Raw genomic sequence first — 18,689 nt, 5'->3', positions numbered from 1 at the left:
GGATATCCGCATGACCGATGCGCCGAAGAAAGTCGTCCTTGCCTATTCCGGGGGACTGGACACCTCGATCATCCTGAAATGGCTGCAGACCGAATATGGCTGCGAGGTCATCACCTTCACCGCCGATCTGGGGCAGGGCGAGGAACTGGAGCCTGCGCGCGCCAAGGCGGAACTGCTGGGGATCAAGCCCGAAAACATCCATATCGTCGATGTGCGCGAGGAATTCGTGCGCGATTTCGTCTTCCCGATGTTCCGCGCCAATGCCGTCTATGAGGGGCTGTATCTCCTGGGCACCTCGATCGCGCGCCCGCTGATTTCCAAGCATCTTGTCGAGATCGCGCATCAGCACGGCGCCGATGCCGTGGCCCATGGCGCCACCGGCAAGGGCAACGATCAGGTCCGGTTCGAGCTTTCGGCCTATGCGCTGGACCCCTCGATCCGGGTGATTGCGCCCTGGCGGGAATGGGATCTGACCTCGCGCACCAAGCTGATTGAATTCGCCGAGGCGAACCAGATCCCGATCGCCAAGGACAAGCGCGGCGAGGCGCCCTTCAGCGTCGATGCGAACCTGCTGCACACCTCGTCCGAGGGTAAGGCGCTGGAGAACCCCGCCGATGAGGCGCCGGATTACGTCTATCAGCGCACCGTCTCGCCCGAGGATGCGCCCGATGCGCCGGAATATATCGAGATCACCTTTGAAAAAGGCGATGCGGTGGCGATCAATGGCGTCAACCTGTCGCCCGCCACCATCCTGACCGATCTCAATGAATATGGCCGCAAGCACGGCATCGGCCGTCTGGACTTCGTCGAGAACCGCTTTGTCGGCATGAAGTCGCGCGGCATCTATGAAACCCCCGGCGGCACCATCCTGCTCGAGGCCCATCGCGGCATCGAACAGATCACGCTGGACGCGGGCGCGGGCCACCTCAAGGACTCGATCATGCCGCGCTATGCCGAGCTGATCTATAACGGCTTCTGGTATTCCCCCGAGCGCGAGATGCTGCAGGCCCTGATCGACAAGTCGCAGGAACATGTCACCGGCACCGTGCGGCTCAAGCTTTACAAGGGCAACGCAAGCTGTGTGGGCCGCTGGTCGGATCATTCGCTTTACAGCGAAAAGCATGTGACCTTTGAAGAGGACGCCGGCGCCTATGACCAGAAGGACGCGGCAGGCTTCATCCGCCTGAACGCGCTGCGCCTGAAACTGATCGCAACCCGCAACGCCCGCGTCGCGAAATGACCAGCGCCCGGGCCGCCCATATTGCCATCGTGACCGTCAGCGACCGTGCGGCCGCCGGCATCTACGAGGACAAGGGCGGCCCGGGGGCCGAGGACTGGCTGCGCGCGACCATCACCTCGCCCATGCGGATCACCCGCAAGATTATCCCCGATGGCCGCGAGACGATCGCCGAAACCCTGCGCGCGCTTTGCGATACCGAAGGCGCCGACCTGACCCTGATCACCGGCGGCACCGGCCCCGCGCCCCGCGACCTGACGCCCGAGGCGATGGCCGATGTCATGGAAAAGGAACTGCCCGGCTTTGGCGAGGAAATGCGCCGCGCCAGCCTGCGCGAGGTGCCCACCGCGATCCTGTCGCGCCAGACGGCGGGCATCCGCGGCCAGACGCTGATGATCACCATCCCCGGCAAGCCCTCGGCGATCGCCACCTGCCTCGACGCGGTATTCGCAGCGGTGCCCTATTGCCTCGACCTGATCGGCGCCGCCCGGATCGAGACCGACCCCGCCCGCATCACCGCCTTCCGCCCCAAGGCGAAATAGAAAGCCGGCCCCCAACGGCGCCGGCCCCATTCTTTCATGTCCAAATATCCCGGGGGGAGGCCGCAGGCCGGGGGGCAGCGCCCCCCTTCCCACGCGAAAGCCTAGGCTGCCTCCGCCACCTCATCGGGCACCTTGGCCCCGGTCATGAAGGCCACCGCATCCGACATCGAATAGTCGCCCGGCTTGATGACACAAAGCCGGCTGCCCAGACGGTGGATATGGATACGGTCCGCCACCTCGAAGACATGCGGCATGTTGTGGCTGATCAGGATGATCGGAATGCCGCGCGAACGCACGTCGCGGATCAGCTCCAGCACCCGGCGGCTTTCCTTGACGCCAAGCGCGGCGGTCGGCTCGTCCAGAATCACCACCTTGGAGCCGAAGGCCGCGGCGCGTGCCACCGCCACCCCCTGACGCTGACCGCCCGACAGGGTCTCCACCGCCTGGTTGATGTTCTGGATGGTCATCAACCCCAGCTCGGTCAGCTTTTCACGGGCGAACTTCTCCATCGCCGGGCGGTCAAGCTGCCGGAACAGGCTGCCCATGATCCCGGGTTTGCGCAGCTCGCGGCCCATGAACATGTTGTCGGCAATCGACAGGGCCGGGGACATGGCCAGCGTCTGATAGACGCATTCGATGCCATGGCCGCGCGCCTCCAGCGGGCTTGCGAAATGCACCTGCTTGCCCTCCAGCGTGATCTCGCCCTCATCGGGCTGGACCGCGCCGGACAGTGCCTTGATCAGGCTGGACTTGCCGGCGCCATTGTCGCCGATTACCGCGAGGATCTCGCCCGGCATCAGGTCGAAATCGCAATTGTTCAGCGCGGTCACCTTGCCATAGCGCTTGTAGAGGCCGCGGGCCTTCAAAAGAGGTTCCTGGGTCATGCCGATGCCTTTCTGATCCACTGGTCCACCGCCACGGCGAGGATGATGAGCAGGCCGATAAGGAAGAAGGTCCATTGCGGGTCGGTGCCGACCATCTTCAGGCCCATCTCGAAGACGCCGACGATCAGCGCGCCAAAGAACATGCCGACGATACTGCCGCGCCCGCCGAACAATGAGATCCCCCCGATCACCACGGCAGTGATGGACTGGATATTGCCAAGCTGCCCCGTCGAGGCCGAGGGCGAGACCGAGCCGAAGCGCCCGATCATCACCCAGCCGGCAATGGCACAGAACAGCCCGGCCAGCGCATAGACCTGGATCAGCACGCGCTTGGTCTGCACGCCCGCCAGTTCCGCCGCATCCGGGTCGTCGCCCACGGCATAGACATGGCGTCCCCACGCGGTCTGGCGCAGCACATAGGACAGGACCGCGACCATGGCGATCAGCAAGAACACCGCGTAAAGCACCTTGACCCCGCCCGGCTGGATCGAATTGCCCCAGAATTGCAGCGCGGGCGCGACCTCGGCGATCTCGGAGGAGCGGATGGTTTCATTGGCGGAATAGATATAGTTCGCGGCCAGAATGATCTGCCAGGTGCCCAGCGTGACGATAAAGGGCGGCAGCTTGACCTTGGCGACCAGCCAGCCATTGGCGAAACCCATGGCGGTGCCCAAAGCCAGCCCCAGCAGGATCGAGATCGGCGCCGGAATGCCATAGCGGAACGTGAACTGCCCCATCAGCACCGAGGAAAACACGGCGATGGCGCCCACAGACAGGTCGATCCCGGCGGTCAGCACCACCAGCGACTGCGCGCAGCCCAGAATGCCGACAATGGCGATCTGTTGCAGGATCGTGGAAATGGTCATCGCCTTGAAGAAATTCGGCGACAACAAACCAAAGATGATGACGGCTGCGATCAGCACGATCATCGGCACCGCCGAGGGCGTCATGTGCAGCCAATGCTGCAGCCGGGCCAACGCGGATTTCTTTTCCTTGAATTCGGCAACCGATTCCGAGGCGCCCTTTAGGCCTTCCTCGTAGCTGGTGGCTGCCTTCGCATCGGATGACATGGGTGGTGCTCCTCCATTGCGGGGCGCCACCAGGGACGCCGCGGCATGAAAGGGGCGGAATATGTCTTCCGCCCCCGGTGACTCGTTTGTCTTCTCAGGAACCGGTCAGGCGGGGCTCAGCCCCAGCACAGCTCGGTGCCCTTGGCGGTGTCGATCGACTCGACGCCCTCGGCCGGCTTGTCGGTGACCAGCGCGACGCCGGTATCGACGAACGCCTTGCCCTCGGTCGGCGCCGGCTTGGTGCCGTCCTTGGCAAAGGCGGCGATGGCCTCGATGCCCTTGGAGGCCATGTCCAGCGGGTATTGCTGCGAGGTGGCGCCGATGATGCCGTCCTTGACATTGCCCACGCCCGGGCAGCCGCCATCGACCGACACGATCAGCACGTCCTTTTCGCGGCCCACGGCCTTCAGCGCCTCATAGGCGCCGGCGGCCGAGGGTTCGTTGATCGTGTAGACCATGTTGATTTCGGGGTCCTTGGCCAGCAGCGTCTCCATCGCTTTCAGCCCGCCTTCTTCGTTGCCCGAGGTGACCTCATGGCCGACGATGCGCGGATCGGTCTCGTCGCCCCATTTCGCCGGGTCGCCCAGTTCGACGCCAAAGCCCTGCAGGAAGCCCTGGTCGCGCAGCACGTCAACCGAGGGCTGGGCGATGGACAGGTCCAGCAGGGCGATCTTGGCGGTCGCGGCGCCGTCGCCCATCGTTGCCTTGGCCCATTGGCCGATCAGCTCGCCGGCCTTGAAATTGTCGGTGGCGAAGGTCGCATCGGCGGCGTCGATCGGGTCCAGAGGCGTGTCCAGCGCGATCACCAGAACGCCCGCATCGCGCGCGGCCTTGACCGCATCGACGATCGCCTTGGTGTCGGATGCGGTGATCAGGATACCCTTGGCACCATCGGCGATGCAGGCCTCGACCGCCGCGACCTGGCCTTCATGGTCGCCGTCGATCTTGCCGGCATAGGCCTTCAGCTCGATCCCCAGCTCCTTGGCCTTGGCCTCGGCGCCCTCCTTCATCTTGACGAAAAACGGGTTGGTGTCGGTCTTGGTGATCAGGCAGGCGGTGCCCTCGGCCTGGGCCATTCCGGCGACAAGGCTCAGGGCAGTCCCCGCCAGCGCCGCGCGCAGCAGTTTCGTCTTGGTCATGATTTTCCTCCTCTGGGCGGGGTTCACCGCCGCCTCGTGCCCTAAAGGCTGCACAAGAAAGAGGGGCTTGTCAATAAATCAATTTAGTTGATTTATATAGGCAGAGGAGGACTCACCATGTCCAGCACCACGTCTGTTGCGTGGACGCCGCAAGGCGCCCGCAGCCAGAACGAGCGCCTGATCCTGTGGCTGATTCGCCGCAACGGTCCGATGCCGCGCGCCGCGCTTGCGCAGGCCACGGGTCTGTCGGCGCAGGCCGTCACCAACATCACCCGCGAGCTGATCGCCGCCGGGCTTCTGGATGCGGGGGGCGAGCGCCAGCGCGGCAAGGTCGGCCAGCCGCTGCGGCCGCTGGCCCTGGCGCCGGACGGGGCGCTGTTTCTGGGCCTGAAGGTCGGACGGCGGATGGCGGAACTGGTTCTGGTCGATTTTCTGGGCCAGATCAGACAGATGCGGTCCCAGCCCTATCCCTTTCCCGACCCCGACCGCACCCGTGATTTCACCGTGGCGGCGACCGCCGAGATCCTTGCCGGGCTGACCGACGAACAGCGCGCCCGGCTGTCGGGCATGGGCATGGCGACGCCCTACTACCTGTGGGACTGGGGCCATGAGATGGAGCCCTGGCGCGGTCGCGACCTGCGGCTGGAACTGTCCGAGCGGCTGGCCATGCCGGTCTGGCTGGAAAATGACGGCTCCTGCGCCTGCGGCGCCGAGATGATCTTCGGCACGGCCGAGCTGCCCGAGAATTTCCTGTATTTCTACATCGCCCATTTTGCCGGCGGCGGGGTGGTGCTGGACGGGCGGCTGCGCCACGGACCGACAAGGAATGCCGGCGCGCTGGGATCATATCCGGTGCCGGACGGGCGACAGGTGCTGGACGTAGCCTCGGTCTCGGTCCTCGAATCAGCTCTGGGACGGCCGCTGCCGCTGGACGATTCGGCATGGGATCTGTCGCCCGCGATCCTGCAAGAGTGGCTGGACAAATCCGCGACCGTGCTGTCCCATGCGGCGCTGGGAGCGGTGGCCGTTCTGGACCTGCCGCTGGTGGTGATCGACGGCGCCATGCCGCCCGCCCTGCGCGACGCACTGGTCGCGACGATGGCGGTGAAAATGGCTGCGACGCGCCATCATGGCATCACGCTTCCCGTCCTGCGCGCCGGCACATTGGGCCGCCGCGCCCGCGCGCTGGGGGCCGCCGCCCTGCCGCTGGACGAAGAGTTTCTGCCCGGCGGCACATTCTCGGCCCCCCGGCCCGTGCGGGGCGGCCATGACCCGCGCGAAACGCCCATGCATTCGCGCGGCGCAAGTTGAAAGGAAGACCGGCGATGGCCGATGATCCATACAAGGCTTTGGGACTGGCCAAAAGCGCCAGCGCGGACGAGATCAAGAAGGCCTATCGCAAGATCGCCAAGACCGATCACCCCGACCTGAACCCGGACCCGGCGGCGCATGAACGCTTCAAGGCGGCCTCGGCGGCCTATGATCTGCTGAAAGACCCCGAACAGAAAGCGCGCTTTGACAAGGGCGAGATCGACGCCTCGGGACAGGAACGCCCGCAGCGCCATTATTACCGCGAATATGCCGAGGCCGGCGACAACCCTTACCGTCAGGAACAGGGCTTTGACGATCTGTCCGGGGTGTTTTCGGACCTGTTCGGCCAGCGCGGCGGCGGCATGGGCGGGGGCATGGGCGGCGGCGGTCGTCGCGGTGCCCGCAGCTTCGACATGCGCGGCCCCGACCAGCGCTTCACGCTGGAGATCGATTTCATGACCGCCGCGCGGGGCGGCTCGACCCGGATCACCATGCCCGACGGCGCCATCCTTGAGGTCAAGATCCCCGAGGGCGCCCATGACGAGCAGGTCATCCGCCTGCGTGGCAAGGGCGGCATGGGTTATGGCGACGGCGAGCCGGGCGATGCGCTGCTGACCCTGATCGTGGCGGACGATCCCGATTGGCGGCGCGACGGCAACGATCTGGAAATCACCCTGCCGATCACCATCGACCAGGCGGTGCTGGGCGGCAAGGTCGAGACGCCGACCATCGACGGCCCAGTCATGCTGAGCATTCCGCGCGGTGCCAGCTCGGGCCAGAAGCTGCGGCTGAAGGGGCGCGGCATCAAGGGCACGGATGGCCAGCGCGGTGATCAGCATGCCGTGCTCAAGATTGTCATGCCGCCGAATATCGACGACGATCTGGCAAGATTCATGGAACAATGGCGTCAGAACCACGCCTATGATCCGAGGAGGGGAAAATGACCCAGCGCCATTACACCCTGACCGAGACGCTCTCGGTGGTCGAGGACCTGGATGCCGACCAGCTGCAACGCTATATCCGGGCCGGCGTCGTCGTTCCGGTGCAGTCCTCGACCGGGCCGCTGTTTCGGGAGCTGGACCTGGCCCGGCTGAGCCTCGTGGTCGATCTGACCGAGGGCTATCACCTTGATGAAGAGGCGCTGGGACTGGTCATGTCGCTGGTCGATCAGCTGCACGGGCTGCGCGGCGACATGCGGGCCATGCTGGACGCGGTGGCGCGCGAACCGGCCGAGACCCGCATCCGACTGAAGACCGTGATCCGCGAAGTGCGGATCGGCGTCCGTCAGGACTGAGCCGACAATCTGCGGGCGGCCAGTTTGCGGGCGGGCAAGGCGGCGTTGACCGCCTGCCGCTCGGCCGTGGTCATGCTGCGCCATTGCGCGATTTCATCCAGATTGCGCAGGCAGCCGGCGCAAAGCCGGCTGGCCGGCTCGATCCGGCAGGTGCCGATGCAGGGGCTGGCGGCGGAACCGGCCTCGGTCATCCGATGAAACGCAGCCGGTCCAGCGCGCCCTGCAGGATATAGCCCGCCGCGACCTGATCAATGACCTCGGCGCGGCGCTTGCGCGAGGTGTCCCCCTCAAGCAGCGCGCGTTCGGCGGCGACGGTGGACAGGCGCTCGTCCCAGAAGCTGATCGGCAAGGGCGTCAGGCGTTCCAGATTGCGGGCAAAGGCGCGGGTCGATTGCGCGCGCGGCCCCTCGCTGCCGTCCATGTTGCGCGGCAGGCCAAGGACCAGCCCGACCAGCGCCCGGTCGGCGACGATCTTCAGCAGCGCCTCGGCATCCGCGGTGAATTTGGTGCGCCGGATCACCGTCAGCGGCGAGGCGACGCCGCGCAGCCCGTCGCTGACCGCGACGCCGATGGTCTTGGTGCCCAAATCCAGCCCGGCGATGGCGCCGGCGCGGGGCAGAGCGGTGGCGAAATCCTCGATCGCGGCGCAGATCATTGCAGGCCCGCCTGTCCGGCGGCGCCGTCGATCACCGCCAATGCCTTGGGGTCGGCGGCGAACTTGCTGCGCGCCTCGGTCAGGATTTCCTGCGCATGGGCCGCGTCGCCCTTGACCGCCAGCGCGCCGATCAGCCGCGCCCATTCCTCGGGCGATCCGCCCTGCGTGGCCAGCCGGTCCTCAAGCCCCTTGACCATGCCGTCGATCATCTGCTGGCGTGCCTCGGGCGTCATTTCGCCCGCCGCCGCCATGGCATCCGCGTCCGGACCGGGCAGGGCGGGCATGCCGGGGGTGGCCATCGCGCCATTCGCCGCGCCCGCCGCTTCGGGCGGGGTATAGTCGGGGTTGCCCGCGAACCATGCCAGATCGCTGATGATATAGCGGATCGGTTGCAGCCATGGCGCGTCGGGCGGGCCCTCCTCGAGCAATTCGGCCCAAAGCGGAAAGGCGCGGTCGGGGCGGCCGCTCTGGATCTGCAAGAGCCCGGCGTAATAGCGCGCCTGCGGGCTGTGCGGGTTCAGCGCCAGCGTGCGGGCAACGGCATTCTCGCCCTCGGCGGTGATCAGGCCGCCGGCGGCCTCGACGGTCAGATCGGTCAGCCGGCTCCAGTCCTGTTCGCTGGCCTGATCGCCGCGGATCCTGATCAGCCGGGCCTGCGCCTCTTTCGCGGCGACGAAGTTGCCTAAGCCCCGCTCGTGCTGGGCCAGCAGCTCCAGCCCGCGCGGATCGTCGGGATTCTGGGCCACGGCGGCGCGCAGTTTGTCCACCAGCGCCACATACTGGTCATATTCGGGATCGTTTTCCGGCGGCTTGGGTTTCGGGGCGACGGTCTCGGCCTCGGCCTGGGTCGGACGCTGGTCATAGATCGCCTGCGCATTGGCGATGCGCCGCGTGATCGGCTCATCGCTGCGTTCGGGCGCGCCCATATCGACATAAAGCGCGATCGCCCCGCCGATCAGCACCAGCAGCACGGCAATGGCAATGATGCCGCCGGGGGCGCGCCGGGCGCTGGTCTCGCGTTCCAGCGCGCGGTCGGCGGCCAGCACCTTGCGGCCGATCTCGACCCGCAGGCGTTCCGCGTCTGCAGGATCGATCACGCCGCGCTCAAGGTCGCGCTCGACCTCGCGCAGCTGGTCGCGATAGACCCGCAGGTCGAAGGCGGCGGCAGGCTCGGCGCCGGCGCGCTGACGCCGCAAAAGCGGCGCCGCGATGGCGATGGCGACGACCCCGGCCAGGGCCGCGCAGATGATCCAGAACATCACATTCCCCGATTGCGTCCGCGGGTGTGATAACGGTTTTGGCCGCATATAAAAAGTCAAACCCCTGCGACAAATGGACGAGGGCGATGCGGGAGATATGCGCCCGCTTGTGACGCAATCAGACCATGGCCGCGTCGCATGCGCGTCTTGTCCCAAGGGCGTGGGCGCTTCACTCTGCAAGGGCCCGAGTCGCAAGAGGTTTCGCCATGTCCGCCCCTTCCCCCAGCACCGGCACCGGCCGTTATTCCGTCTTTGCCATCGCGCGTGAGGCGATGCGCCTGCATACCGGCTGGAAACGCGCATGGACCAGCCCGACGCCGAAGAAGAAATATCAGGTCATCATCGTCGGCGCTGGCGGGCATGGTCTGGCGACCGCCTATTATCTGGGCCGGAATTTCGGCATCACCGATGTCGCGGTGATCGAAAAGGGCTGGCTGGGCGGCGGCAATACCGGGCGCAACACCACCATCATCCGCAGCAATTACCTGCAGGACCCCTCGGCGGCGATCTATGACAAGGCGCTGAAGCTTTACGAGAACCTGTCCCAGGACCTGAACTACAACATCATGTTCAGCCCGCGCGGGCTTCTGATGCTGGCGCAGACCGAACACGAGGTGCGCGGCTATCGCCGGACCGTCATCGCCAACCAGTTGCAGGGCGTGGCGACCGAATGGGTCAGCCCCAAGCGCATCAAGGACATGCTGCCGATTATCAATATCGACGGGCCGCGCTATCCGGTTCTGGGCGGGCTTTATCAGGAGCGCGGCGGCACCGCGCGCCACGATGCCGTGGCCTGGGGCTATGCGCGGGCCTGCAGCGCCATGGGCATGGACATCATCCAGAATTGCGAGGTCACGGGGATCGAGACCGCCGGCGGCAAGGTCGTCGCGGTGAATACCGGCAAGGGCCGGATCGAATGCGACAAGCTGGCGCTGGTCGCCGCCGGTCACAGTTCCGTGCTGGCCGAGATGGCGGGATTCCGGCTGCCCATCGAATCGCTGGCCTTGCAGGCGCTGGTCAGCGAGCCGATCAAGCCCTGCTGCGATCTGGTCATCATGGCCAACACCGTCCACGGCTATCTGTCGCAATCCGACAAGGGCGAGATGGTGATCGGCGGCGGCACCGACGGCTTCAACAACTACACCCAGCGCGGGTCGTGGCACCATGTCGAGGAAACCGTCCGCGCCCTGATCGAGACCTTCCCCATGCTGTCGCGGTTGAAGATGCTGCGGCAATGGGGCGGCATCGTCGACATGACCGGCGACCGCTCGCCCATCCTGTCCTCGACGCCGGTGGGCAATATCTTCGTCAATTGCGGCTGGGGCACCGGCGGCTTCAAGGCGATCCCCGGCTCGGGCTGGGCGATGGCGGAACTGGTGGCCAAGGGCCAGCCCGGCCCGCTGGCCGCCGATTTCGGCCTGAACCGCTTTATCGAGGGGCGTTTCATCGACGAAAGCGTCGCCGCGGGGGTGGCGCACTGATGTGGCATCCGGGCGGGAACCTGCTGCGAACTGTGATTTTTGGGCCGCTTCCCGCCCATTTCGCACATGCAGCAGCGAGATTTCTGCATGGGCGAGGAAACTCTTTCGCTGGTTGTGAATTGATCGAGAGTGTCACCATGACCAAGGAGTTTTCTTCATGGCCGAACAGAACAAGAGCAATCTCGGGCTCATCATCGGCGCCGTCGTCGTCGTGCTTGCCATCGTCTACTGGTTCGTGTCCTCGGGCACCGCACCCGACGAGGCACCTGCACCCGACGCCGCGCCCGCCGCAACCGCGCCGGCGCCGGCCGATTCGACCGCAGGCGCTGTCAGCGTCGAGCCCGCTGCTCCGGCGGCTGAGACCGCTCCGGCCGCGACGGCCCCTGCCGATGCCGCCCCGGCTGACGCTGCTCCGGCTGCTCCGGCCGATGCCGCCCCGGCTGACGCCGCGCCCGCTGGCACCGCGCCTGCCGCTCCGGCCACCAACTAAGGCTGCGACCGGGCCGGCTTTCGCCGGTCCCCATATGCAAATGGTCCGGGGGGCGTCCCGCCCCTCGGCTCTTGCCCGGACGGGGGTGCGGCCATGACCCGCGATCCCGGTCTGGAAGAGGTCATGCGCGACGATCTGGGTGATCTGCCTGGACTGTCCGAAAAGCCGATGTTCGGCGGCCTGTGTTTCCTGTCCCATGGCAACATGATCTGCGCCGCCCGTCAGGGCCGCGCCATGTATCGCGTGGGCAAACCCCGCAATGACGATGCGCTGGCCCTGCCGGGCACCTCGCCCATGACCCATGGCGGGCGGGCGAAGCCGGGCTATGTCTGGCTGCATGACGACCAGCTTTCCGATGACGCCACGCGCGCCCGCCTGACCGGCTGGGCGCTGGACTGCGTGCGCGACCTGCCGCCGAAGGAGTGACCGAATGCTGACCCTGACCTGCCCCTATTGCGGCATCAAGGCCGAGGAAACCGAACTGGCCCCGGGCGGCGAGGCGCATCTGAAACGCTATGGACCCGGCTCGACTGACGCCGAATTCGAGGCCTATCTGTTCGCCCGCAAGAACCCCAAGGGCGTGCATTTCGAGCGCTGGCGCCATGCCTATGGCTGCGGCAAGTGGTTTCTGGCCGCGCGCGACACTGCGACCCTGCAGGTCTTTGCCACCTACAAGGCGCAGAATTCCCATCCGCCCGCCGAGGTCGTCGCCGCCATTCAGGCCGCGCGTCCGGGCTGGCAGCCCGACTGGCCCCAAAACGCCTCTGACGAAAGCCCGAAAGCATGACCCAGACCGGACCCTTCCGCCTGCCCGCCGGCGGCCGCCTGATCGACCGCGCCTATCAGCTTCCGTTCCGCTTTGACGGCCGGCACCTGCGCGGGCTGGTCGGCGATACGCTGGCCTCGGCGCTGCTGGCCAATGGCCAGATGCTGATGGGGCGCAGCTTTAAGTATCACCGCCCGCGCGGCCCGATCTCTTGCGGGGTCGAGGAACCCAATGCCCTGCTGGGGCTTGGTCAGGGCGGCCGGTTCGAGCCGAACCAGCGCGCCACCACGACGCCTTTGGTGGCGGGGATGGTGACCTCGGCCCAGAACTGCTGGCCCAGCCTGACGGCGGATGTCGGTGCGGTGAACAACTGGCTTTACCGCTTCTTTCCGGCGGGCTTCTACTACAAGACCTTCATGTATCCGCGCGGCTTCTGGAAACATGTGTTCGAGCCGATCATCCGCCGCTCGGCCGGTCTCGGCAAGGCCCCGACCGAGGCCGACCCGGACAAGTATGAACAGGCTTACGCCCATGTGGATCTGGTCGTCGTCGGCGGCGGCATCGCGGGCCTGAGCGCGGCGCTGGAGGCCGGGCGGGCCGGCAAATCCGTCTGGGTGCTCGAGCAGACCCCGAACTGGGGCGGCCGCACGCCTGCCGATCACGCCGACGGGCTGGCGCGCATCGACGCGGCTCTGGCCGAGCTGCGCGCCCTGCCCAATGTCACGCTGCGCCGCAATACCATGGCGACCGGGCTTTACGACCATGGCTATCTGCTGGCGCGCGAGGCGCTGGCCGATCACGACCCCAATGCCGGCATTCCGCGCCAGCGGCTGTGGCGCATCCGGGCGGGCCATGTCGTGGTGGCGACCGGCGCGCTGGAACGCCCGCTGAGCTTTGCCGGCAATGACGTGCCCGGCGTGATGCTGGCCTCGGCCGTGCGCGACTATATCGCCGATTACGGTGTCGCAGCCGGCCGCAGCATCGTCGTGGTGACGAATAACGACGACGCTTACCGCACCGCGCTGGCGGCGCTGGATACGGGGCTGTCGGTTCCCGTCATCATCGACGCCCGCGCCAATGCGGCGGGCGCCCTGCCCGAGGCCGCCCGCGCGCGCGGCATCCGCGTCCTGACGGGCAGCGCCATCGCCGGCGTCAAGGGCGGGCAGAGCGTCGAGGGCGTCAAGATCTGCGCGCAATCCGGCTCGGGCGAGGTGACCGAGGAAATCGCCGCCGATTGCGTCGCCATGTCGGGCGGCTGGTCGCCGGTCGTGCATCTGTGGTCCCATTGCGGCGGCAAGCTGAACTGGAGCGAGACCGAGAGCTTCTTCGCCCCCGACCCGAACCGCCCGCCGACCGGCGCCGATGGCAAGGCGATGGCAAGCTGCACGGGCGCGGCCTCGGGTGATCTGCTGGTGGCGGCCGCGACCGGCGCGGCCCCGGAATCGGCGACCATGCCGGTCTGGGTCATGCCCGCCCATGCGACCCGCAAGATGAAGTTCAAGATGTGGCTGGATTTCCAGAACGACGTGAAGGTCTCGGATGTCGAACTGGCCGCGCAAGAGGGTTACCAGAGCGTCGAGCACACCAAGCGCTATACCACGCTGGGCATGGCGACCGATCAGGGCAAGGTCAGCAATATCAACGGGCTTGCCGTGCTGTCTGGGGCGCTGAACCAGCCGATCCCGGCGACCGGCACGACGACCTTCCGCCCGCCCTATACGCCGCTGACCTTTGGCACCATCGCCGCCGAGGCGCGGGGCGATCTGTTCCAGCCCTTGCGCAAGACGCCGATGCATGGCTGGCACGAGGCGCGGGGCGCCTATTGGGAGCCGGTCGGCCATTGGCGCCGCGCCTATTGCTATCCGAAATCCGGCGAAAGCCATGCCGACGCGGTCGCGCGCGAGATCCGCGCCGTGCGGGCCGGGGTGGGGACGCTGGATGCCTCGACCCTTGGCAAGATCATCGTCAAGGGGCCGGATGCGGGCCGCTTCCTCGACATGATGTATACCGGCATGATGTCCAGCCTGCCGGTCGGCAAGTGCCGCTATGGCCTGATCTGCAACGAAAACGGCTTCCTGATCGACGATGGTGTCGCCGCGCGCCTGTCCGAGGACACCTGGCTTGTGCATACCACCACCGGCGGCGCCGACCGCATGCATGGCCATTTCGAGGACTGGCTGCAGACCGAATGGTGGGACTGGAAGGTCTATACCGCCAATGTCACCGAACAATGGGCGCAGGTCGCCGTGGTCGGCCCCAAGGCGCGCGAGCTGCTGGAGCGGCTGGGCGGCATGGATGTCTCGCCCGAGGCGCTGCCCTTCATGGGCTGGGTGACGGGTGAAATCGCCGGCATTCCCGCCCGCGTCTATCGCATCAGCTTCTCGGGCGAGCTCAGCTTCGAGGTGGCGGTGCCGGCGAATCGCGGCCTTGAGCTTTGGGAAAAGCTGCACGCCGCCGGCGCCGATCTGGGCATCACGCCCTATGGCACCGAGGCGATGCATGTCATGCGTGCCGAAAAGGGCTTCATCATGATCGGCGATGAAACCGACGGCACGGTGATCCCGCAAGATCTGGGCCTTGGCTGGGCGATTTCAAAGAAAAAGCCCGACTATCTGGGCAAGCGTGCGCAAGAGCGCAGCCATATGACCGACCCCGACCGCTGGAAGCTGGTGGGCCTTGAAAGCCTTGACGGGCGGGTGCTGCCCGATGGCGCGCTGGCCGTGGCCGATGGGGTCAACGCCAACCGCCAGCGCCGCACGCAGGGGCGCGTCACCTCGACCTATATGTCGCCGACGCTGAACGCGCCGATCGCCATGGCGCTGGTGCTGCACGGACCCGAACGCATGGGCGAGGTGCTGGAATTCCCCGTCGAGGGGCAGGAAAGCTACAAGGCGCGGATCGTCGATCCGGTCTTTTACGACAAGGAAGGGAGCCGCGCGAATGGCTGAGGCATTGGCGAATATCTCGCAGGTCCATGACCTTGGCATGATCCAGATCCGCGCCGATCTGGCGCGCGCGGGCGATGCCATCGCCGGGGCGGCGGGGCTGGCCATTCCCGCACAGGGAATGACGGTGAGCGATGGCACGCGCCGCCTTGGCTGGATGTCACCTGATGAGCTGCTGCTGGTCCTGCCCCGTGCGGAATTGGCCGATACGCTGGCGGCGCTGAACGATGCGCTTTCAACCGAACATGCGCTGGCTTTGGATGTCAGTGACATGCGCGTGGCCTTTCGCATTCAGGGGGTGGGCGCGCTGCACGTGCTGATGAAGCTTTGCCCCACCGATCTTGCGGCGATGCCTGTGGACGCCTTGCGCCGCACCCGTGCCGCGCAGGCCGCCTGCGGCATCTGGCGCGAGGGTGACGGCTATGTGCTGATCGGCTTCCGTTCGATCGCGGATTATCTGCAGGGCATCCTGACGGGCGCGGCCATGCCCGGCACCGGGCTAGAGCCGCGCTGAACCCCCCTGGCAAGGGCAAGGCCTTGCGGCGGGGCGGGACGCGCCTATGTCTTGGCGTAGAACCAAGAGTTGATCCCATGCACCTTGCCCCAGTTCCCGCCGCCATGCTGACGGCATTCCTTGCCGTGCCGCTCTTTGCGCAGCCCGCCCCCACGGATTCGCGCCCGGTGGTGATGATGTGCCAGATGATCGACGAAAGCGGCACCGGCTGGGTGCCTGATTTCCTGATGCTGACGCGCCAGACCTCGGGGCCGAATATCGGCCGGATCGAGGTCTTCGACCCGGTGCTGAAAACTCTTGTCCGCCACCCGATCCAGGCGCAGATCACCGCCGATAACGGCAAAAGCCGCAGCTATGGCTGGGCCTTGGCCGGGGTGCGCAATGCCAATGGCCAGCGGACCGATCGGCTGGATTACCGCCTGACCGTGGACAAGGCCGATGGCCGCGCGCGGCTCAGCGCGGTCGCACAGGGCTATGACAACACCATGACCGGCAGCGGCGTCTGCGCCTCGCCCGGGCCAACTGCCCCGGAACCCGCACGCCCTCCAAGGCGTTGAGCCGCCGACAGGGGCTTTCCCCCCGGCTGGTCCTGTGCCAGAAAACCAATCCGAAACCGCTGGAAAAGGAAACCGCAAATGGCCTTCACGCTTCCTGATCTTCCCTATGCCCATGATGCGCTTGCGGGCGCCGGCATGTCGAAAGAGACGCTGGAATATCACCACGACAAGCACCACAAGGCCTATGTCGACAAGCTCAACGAACTCGTCGCCGGCACCGAATGGGACGGCAAGAGCCTTGAGGACATCGTCACCGGCACCTACCAGTCGGGCGCCGTGGCACAGAACGGCATCTTCAACAACGCCAGCCAGCACTGGAACCACTCGCAGTTCTGGGAAATGATGGGCCCGAAATCCGGCGCCATCCCCGGTGCGCTGGAAAAGGCACTGGCCGAATCCTTCGGCTCGGTCGACAAGTTCAAGGCCGATTTCTCGGCCGCGGGCGTCGGCCAGTTCGGCTCAGGCTGGGCATGGCTCGTCAAGGACAAGGACGGCAGCCTCAAGATCACCAAGACCGAAAACGGCGTGAACCCGCTTTGCTTTGGCCAGACCGCACTCTTGGGCTGCGATGTGTGGGAACACAGCTATTACATCGACTTCCGCAATGCGCGGCCGAAATATCTGGAAAACTTCCTGAACAATCTGGTGAACTGGGAAAACGTGGCCTCGCGCCTCTGATCCCCGGCAAGACACCGACCCGAAGGGCCCGCCACCCGCGCGGGCCTTTTTCGTTTTCTTTCATGCCGAAATATCCCGGGGGAACGCAGCTGCGGCCCCATCAAGGGGCCGCAGCTGCGTGGGGGCAGAGCCCCCTTGCCCTTGCCCGCAATCCGCCCCATCCCTTGCAGAAAAACGGGGACCGGCATGAGCGATTGGACCAAGGGCTTCTGGGCGATGATCACGGTCTGCGTGACCTGGGGCCTGTCGCCGATCTTTTATCACGCGCTGGGGGGCGTCCCGGTTCTTGAGGTGCTGGCCCATCGCACCATCTGGTCCTTGGCGCTGTTTCTCATCATCCTTGGCTATCAGCGCCGGCTGGGCGCGCTTTGGCAGGCGATCACCGGGCCTTGGGCGGGGCGCATCGCGCTGGCGGCATTGCTTGTTTCGGCCAATTGGGGGGTGTTCATCTGGGCGGTGCAGGCCGGCCATGTCGTGCAAAGCTCGTTGGGTTATTACATCTATCCGCTGATTGCCGTGCTTCTGGGCGTTATTGTCTTTCGCGAAAGGCTCAGCCGCGTGCAGGGGCTGGCGGTGCTGCTGGCGATGGCGGCGGTCATGCTGCTGACCTGGGGCCTGGGCGTCGCGCCCTGGATCAGCCTTGCCCTGGCGACCACCATGGGGCTTTACGGCGTGGTCAAGAAATCCCTGCCGCTGGGCCCGGTCCTTTCGGTCGCGGCCGAGGTCGCGCTGCTGACCCCCCTGGCGCTGATCTGGCTGATTCTGCAGGGCGCCGGGGTCCTGCCCGGCACGGCCCCGCTCAGCTTCGGGGGCGGCGCGGGGCTGACCTTCCTGCTGGTTTTCTCGGGCGTCATCACCGCAGTTCCGCTGGTTCTGTTCAGCTATGCCGCCCGCCGGGTCGAGATGACGACCATGGGGCTGATGTTCTATCTGAACCCGACGCTGCAGTTTCTCTGCGCCGTCGCGGTCTTTGGCGAGGCGGTGACGCGCTGGCACATGATCGCCTTCGCGATGATCTGGACGGCCATCGCGATCTATACGGCGGCCAGCATCCGGCAGGCCCGGCGCGCGGCGCCATTGGCAAACGGGTGAAACCCCGTATAGAACAGCGCCAAAGACATCCGGGGGCGACATGGCCAATCAGAACGACAGCTTTATCGACGAGGTCACCGAGGATCTGCGCCGCGACCGGCTGTTCAACGCATTCCGTCGCTATGGCTGGATCGCCATCCTGCTGATCCTCGCCATCGTCGGCGGGGCGGCATGGCGCGAATATGCCAAGACCCGGGACGAGGCGCGGGCGCAGGCCTGGGGCGATGCGATTCTGGCCGCCCAGCAGGGCGACGATCCGGTCACGGCGCTGAGCGCCGTCGATCCCGACGGCTCGGTCGGGCGCAAGGCGCTCTCCGAGATGCTCGCCGCCGGGGCCGAGGCCGAGGCCGGCGCGGCTGTGGCGGCTGCCGACCGGCTCAAGGCCACGGCGGCTGCCGTCGCCACCGATCCGGTCCTGCATGATCTTGCGCTGCTCAAGGCGGTGATGGTTTCTGGCGCCGCCATGGACGCGGCCGAGCGCGACACCATCCTGGCCGATCTGTCCAAGCCCGGCGCGCCCTTTGAGCTGCTGGCGCTGGAACAAAAGGCCGTGGCGCTGATCGGCGCCGGCCGGAACGAGGACGCGATCACCCTGATCGGCCAGATCCAGCAAAAGGACGGGCTGTCCGAGGCCTTGCGCCGCCGCCTCTCCGAGATGATGATCACGCTTGGCGCCGAGGCCGAGCCGAACAAGGGCCCCGGCCCGCAACCCATGCCGGCCCCGCCGGTGAACTAATCATGCCGGCCCCGCCGGTGATTGACCAGTATGCTGACC

At 66.4% G+C, this 18,689-nt stretch carries 21 protein-coding genes; 15 read left to right on the top strand and 6 right to left on the bottom strand.

Features of this window, described 5'->3' with window-relative positions:
- The first annotated feature begins 10 nt into the window (after nucleotides 1–10).
- Nucleotides 11–1,240: an argininosuccinate synthase gene (locus DFP89_RS02855; RefSeq protein WP_114347884.1), complete on the top strand. Its 1,230-nt coding sequence runs from the start codon at nucleotides 11–13 to the stop codon at nucleotides 1,238–1,240.
- Nucleotides 1,237–1,779 carry a molybdopterin adenylyltransferase gene (gene mog, locus DFP89_RS02850; protein WP_114347883.1) on the top strand — a complete coding sequence of 181 codons (543 nt, stop codon included), beginning with the start codon at nucleotides 1,237–1,239 and terminating at the stop codon, nucleotides 1,777–1,779. Before DFP89_RS02855 ends, mog begins: the two co-directional genes overlap by 4 nt.
- 101 nt (nucleotides 1,780–1,880) lie before the next feature.
- Here the strand turns inward: mog and DFP89_RS02845 are convergent, their stop codons facing one another.
- From DFP89_RS02845 to DFP89_RS02835, 3 genes are all read right to left on the bottom strand, one after another.
- The gene (locus DFP89_RS02845) at nucleotides 1,881–2,663 is read right to left on the bottom strand and encodes an ATP-binding cassette domain-containing protein (RefSeq protein WP_114347882.1); all 783 of its coding nucleotides are present in this window, start codon (nucleotides 2,661–2,663) and stop codon (nucleotides 1,881–1,883) included.
- Complete coding sequence (locus tag DFP89_RS02840; protein ID WP_114347881.1) at nucleotides 2,660–3,733, bottom strand: ABC transporter permease; 1,074 nt, start codon at nucleotides 3,731–3,733, stop codon at nucleotides 2,660–2,662. Before DFP89_RS02840 ends, DFP89_RS02845 begins: the two co-directional genes overlap by 4 nt.
- Nucleotides 3,734–3,849: 116 nt before the next feature.
- Nucleotides 3,850–4,872 carry a sugar ABC transporter substrate-binding protein gene (locus DFP89_RS02835; protein ID WP_114347880.1) on the bottom strand — a complete coding sequence of 341 codons (1,023 nt, stop codon included), beginning with the start codon at nucleotides 4,870–4,872 and terminating at the stop codon, nucleotides 3,850–3,852.
- Nucleotides 4,873–4,989: 117 nt separating this feature from the next.
- Between DFP89_RS02835 and DFP89_RS02830 the strand changes: the two genes are divergently transcribed.
- The 3 genes from DFP89_RS02830 to DFP89_RS02820 are packed head-to-tail and all read left to right on the top strand — an operon-like array spanning nucleotide 4,990 to nucleotide 7,477.
- Complete coding sequence (locus DFP89_RS02830) at nucleotides 4,990–6,183, top strand: ROK family transcriptional regulator (RefSeq protein WP_114347879.1); 1,194 nt, start codon at nucleotides 4,990–4,992, stop codon at nucleotides 6,181–6,183.
- A gap of 14 nt (nucleotides 6,184–6,197) precedes the next feature.
- Nucleotides 6,198–7,127 carry a DnaJ C-terminal domain-containing protein gene (locus DFP89_RS02825; protein WP_114347878.1) on the top strand — a complete coding sequence of 310 codons (930 nt, stop codon included), beginning with the start codon at nucleotides 6,198–6,200 and terminating at the stop codon, nucleotides 7,125–7,127.
- Nucleotides 7,124–7,477, top strand: coding sequence for a hypothetical protein (locus DFP89_RS02820; protein ID WP_114347877.1), 354 nt, complete (start codon nucleotides 7,124–7,126; stop codon nucleotides 7,475–7,477). The genes DFP89_RS02825 and DFP89_RS02820 overlap by 4 nt, the downstream gene beginning before the upstream one ends.
- Here DFP89_RS02820 and DFP89_RS02815 read toward each other — a convergent pair.
- Genes DFP89_RS02815 through ccmI form a run of 3 tightly spaced genes read right to left on the bottom strand, consistent with a single transcriptional unit; the run spans nucleotide 7,468 to nucleotide 9,391 of the window.
- A complete protein-coding gene (locus DFP89_RS02815) occupies nucleotides 7,468–7,668 on the bottom strand; it encodes a DUF1289 domain-containing protein (protein ID WP_114347876.1) in 201 nt (66 codons plus the stop codon). The genes DFP89_RS02820 and DFP89_RS02815 overlap by 10 nt on opposite strands.
- On the bottom strand, nucleotides 7,665–8,132 hold the full coding sequence (gene ruvX / locus DFP89_RS02810; protein WP_114347875.1) for a Holliday junction resolvase RuvX: 468 nt from the start codon (nucleotides 8,130–8,132) through the stop codon (nucleotides 7,665–7,667). Before ruvX ends, DFP89_RS02815 begins: the two co-directional genes overlap by 4 nt.
- The gene (gene ccmI, locus DFP89_RS02805) at nucleotides 8,129–9,391 is read right to left on the bottom strand and encodes a c-type cytochrome biogenesis protein CcmI (RefSeq protein ID WP_114347874.1); all 1,263 of its coding nucleotides are present in this window, start codon (nucleotides 9,389–9,391) and stop codon (nucleotides 8,129–8,131) included. The genes ruvX and ccmI overlap by 4 nt, the downstream gene beginning before the upstream one ends.
- A gap of 206 nt (nucleotides 9,392–9,597) precedes the next feature.
- Between ccmI and DFP89_RS02800 the strand changes: the two genes are divergently transcribed.
- From DFP89_RS02800 to DFP89_RS02755, 10 genes are all read left to right on the top strand, one after another.
- Nucleotides 9,598–10,872, top strand: a complete 1,275-nt coding sequence (locus DFP89_RS02800; RefSeq protein ID WP_114347873.1) for a sarcosine oxidase subunit beta family protein — start codon at nucleotides 9,598–9,600, stop codon at nucleotides 10,870–10,872.
- A 157-nt stretch (nucleotides 10,873–11,029) separates the two neighbouring features.
- Complete coding sequence (locus DFP89_RS02795; protein ID WP_114347872.1) at nucleotides 11,030–11,362, top strand: hypothetical protein; 333 nt, start codon at nucleotides 11,030–11,032, stop codon at nucleotides 11,360–11,362.
- Between the two features lie 93 nt (nucleotides 11,363–11,455).
- A complete protein-coding gene (locus DFP89_RS02790) occupies nucleotides 11,456–11,788 on the top strand; it encodes a TfoX/Sxy family protein (protein WP_114347871.1) in 333 nt (110 codons plus the stop codon).
- Nucleotides 11,789–11,792: 4 nt separating this feature from the next.
- On the top strand, nucleotides 11,793–12,149 hold the full coding sequence (locus DFP89_RS02785) for a sarcosine oxidase subunit delta (RefSeq protein ID WP_114347870.1): 357 nt from the start codon (nucleotides 11,793–11,795) through the stop codon (nucleotides 12,147–12,149).
- Nucleotides 12,146–15,076, top strand: coding sequence for a sarcosine oxidase subunit alpha family protein (locus tag DFP89_RS02780; protein WP_114347869.1), 2,931 nt, complete (start codon nucleotides 12,146–12,148; stop codon nucleotides 15,074–15,076). The genes DFP89_RS02785 and DFP89_RS02780 overlap by 4 nt, the downstream gene beginning before the upstream one ends.
- On the top strand, nucleotides 15,069–15,587 hold the full coding sequence (locus DFP89_RS02775) for a sarcosine oxidase subunit gamma (RefSeq protein ID WP_114347868.1): 519 nt from the start codon (nucleotides 15,069–15,071) through the stop codon (nucleotides 15,585–15,587). The genes DFP89_RS02780 and DFP89_RS02775 overlap by 8 nt, the downstream gene beginning before the upstream one ends.
- A 77-nt stretch (nucleotides 15,588–15,664) precedes the next feature.
- Nucleotides 15,665–16,144, top strand: coding sequence for a hypothetical protein (locus DFP89_RS02770; protein ID WP_114347867.1), 480 nt, complete (start codon nucleotides 15,665–15,667; stop codon nucleotides 16,142–16,144).
- Nucleotides 16,145–16,222: 78 nt separating this feature from the next.
- On the top strand, nucleotides 16,223–16,822 hold the full coding sequence (locus DFP89_RS02765) for a superoxide dismutase (protein WP_114347866.1): 600 nt from the start codon (nucleotides 16,223–16,225) through the stop codon (nucleotides 16,820–16,822).
- Between the two features lie 186 nt (nucleotides 16,823–17,008).
- Nucleotides 17,009–17,914: an EamA family transporter RarD gene (rarD, locus tag DFP89_RS02760; protein WP_114347865.1), complete on the top strand. Its 906-nt coding sequence runs from the start codon at nucleotides 17,009–17,011 to the stop codon at nucleotides 17,912–17,914.
- A 40-nt stretch (nucleotides 17,915–17,954) separates the two neighbouring features.
- The gene (locus DFP89_RS02755) at nucleotides 17,955–18,650 is read left to right on the top strand and encodes a hypothetical protein (protein WP_114347864.1); all 696 of its coding nucleotides are present in this window, start codon (nucleotides 17,955–17,957) and stop codon (nucleotides 18,648–18,650) included.
- The last annotated feature ends 39 nt before the right edge of the window (nucleotides 18,651–18,689 follow it).

The sequence above is a fragment of the Paracoccus lutimaris genome, assembly GCF_003337565.1.
Lineage (GTDB): Bacteria > Pseudomonadota > Alphaproteobacteria > Rhodobacterales > Rhodobacteraceae > Paracoccus > Paracoccus lutimaris.
Note: the sequence above shows the minus strand (reverse complement) of the source record. Positions and strands in the feature narration are given on the sequence as shown.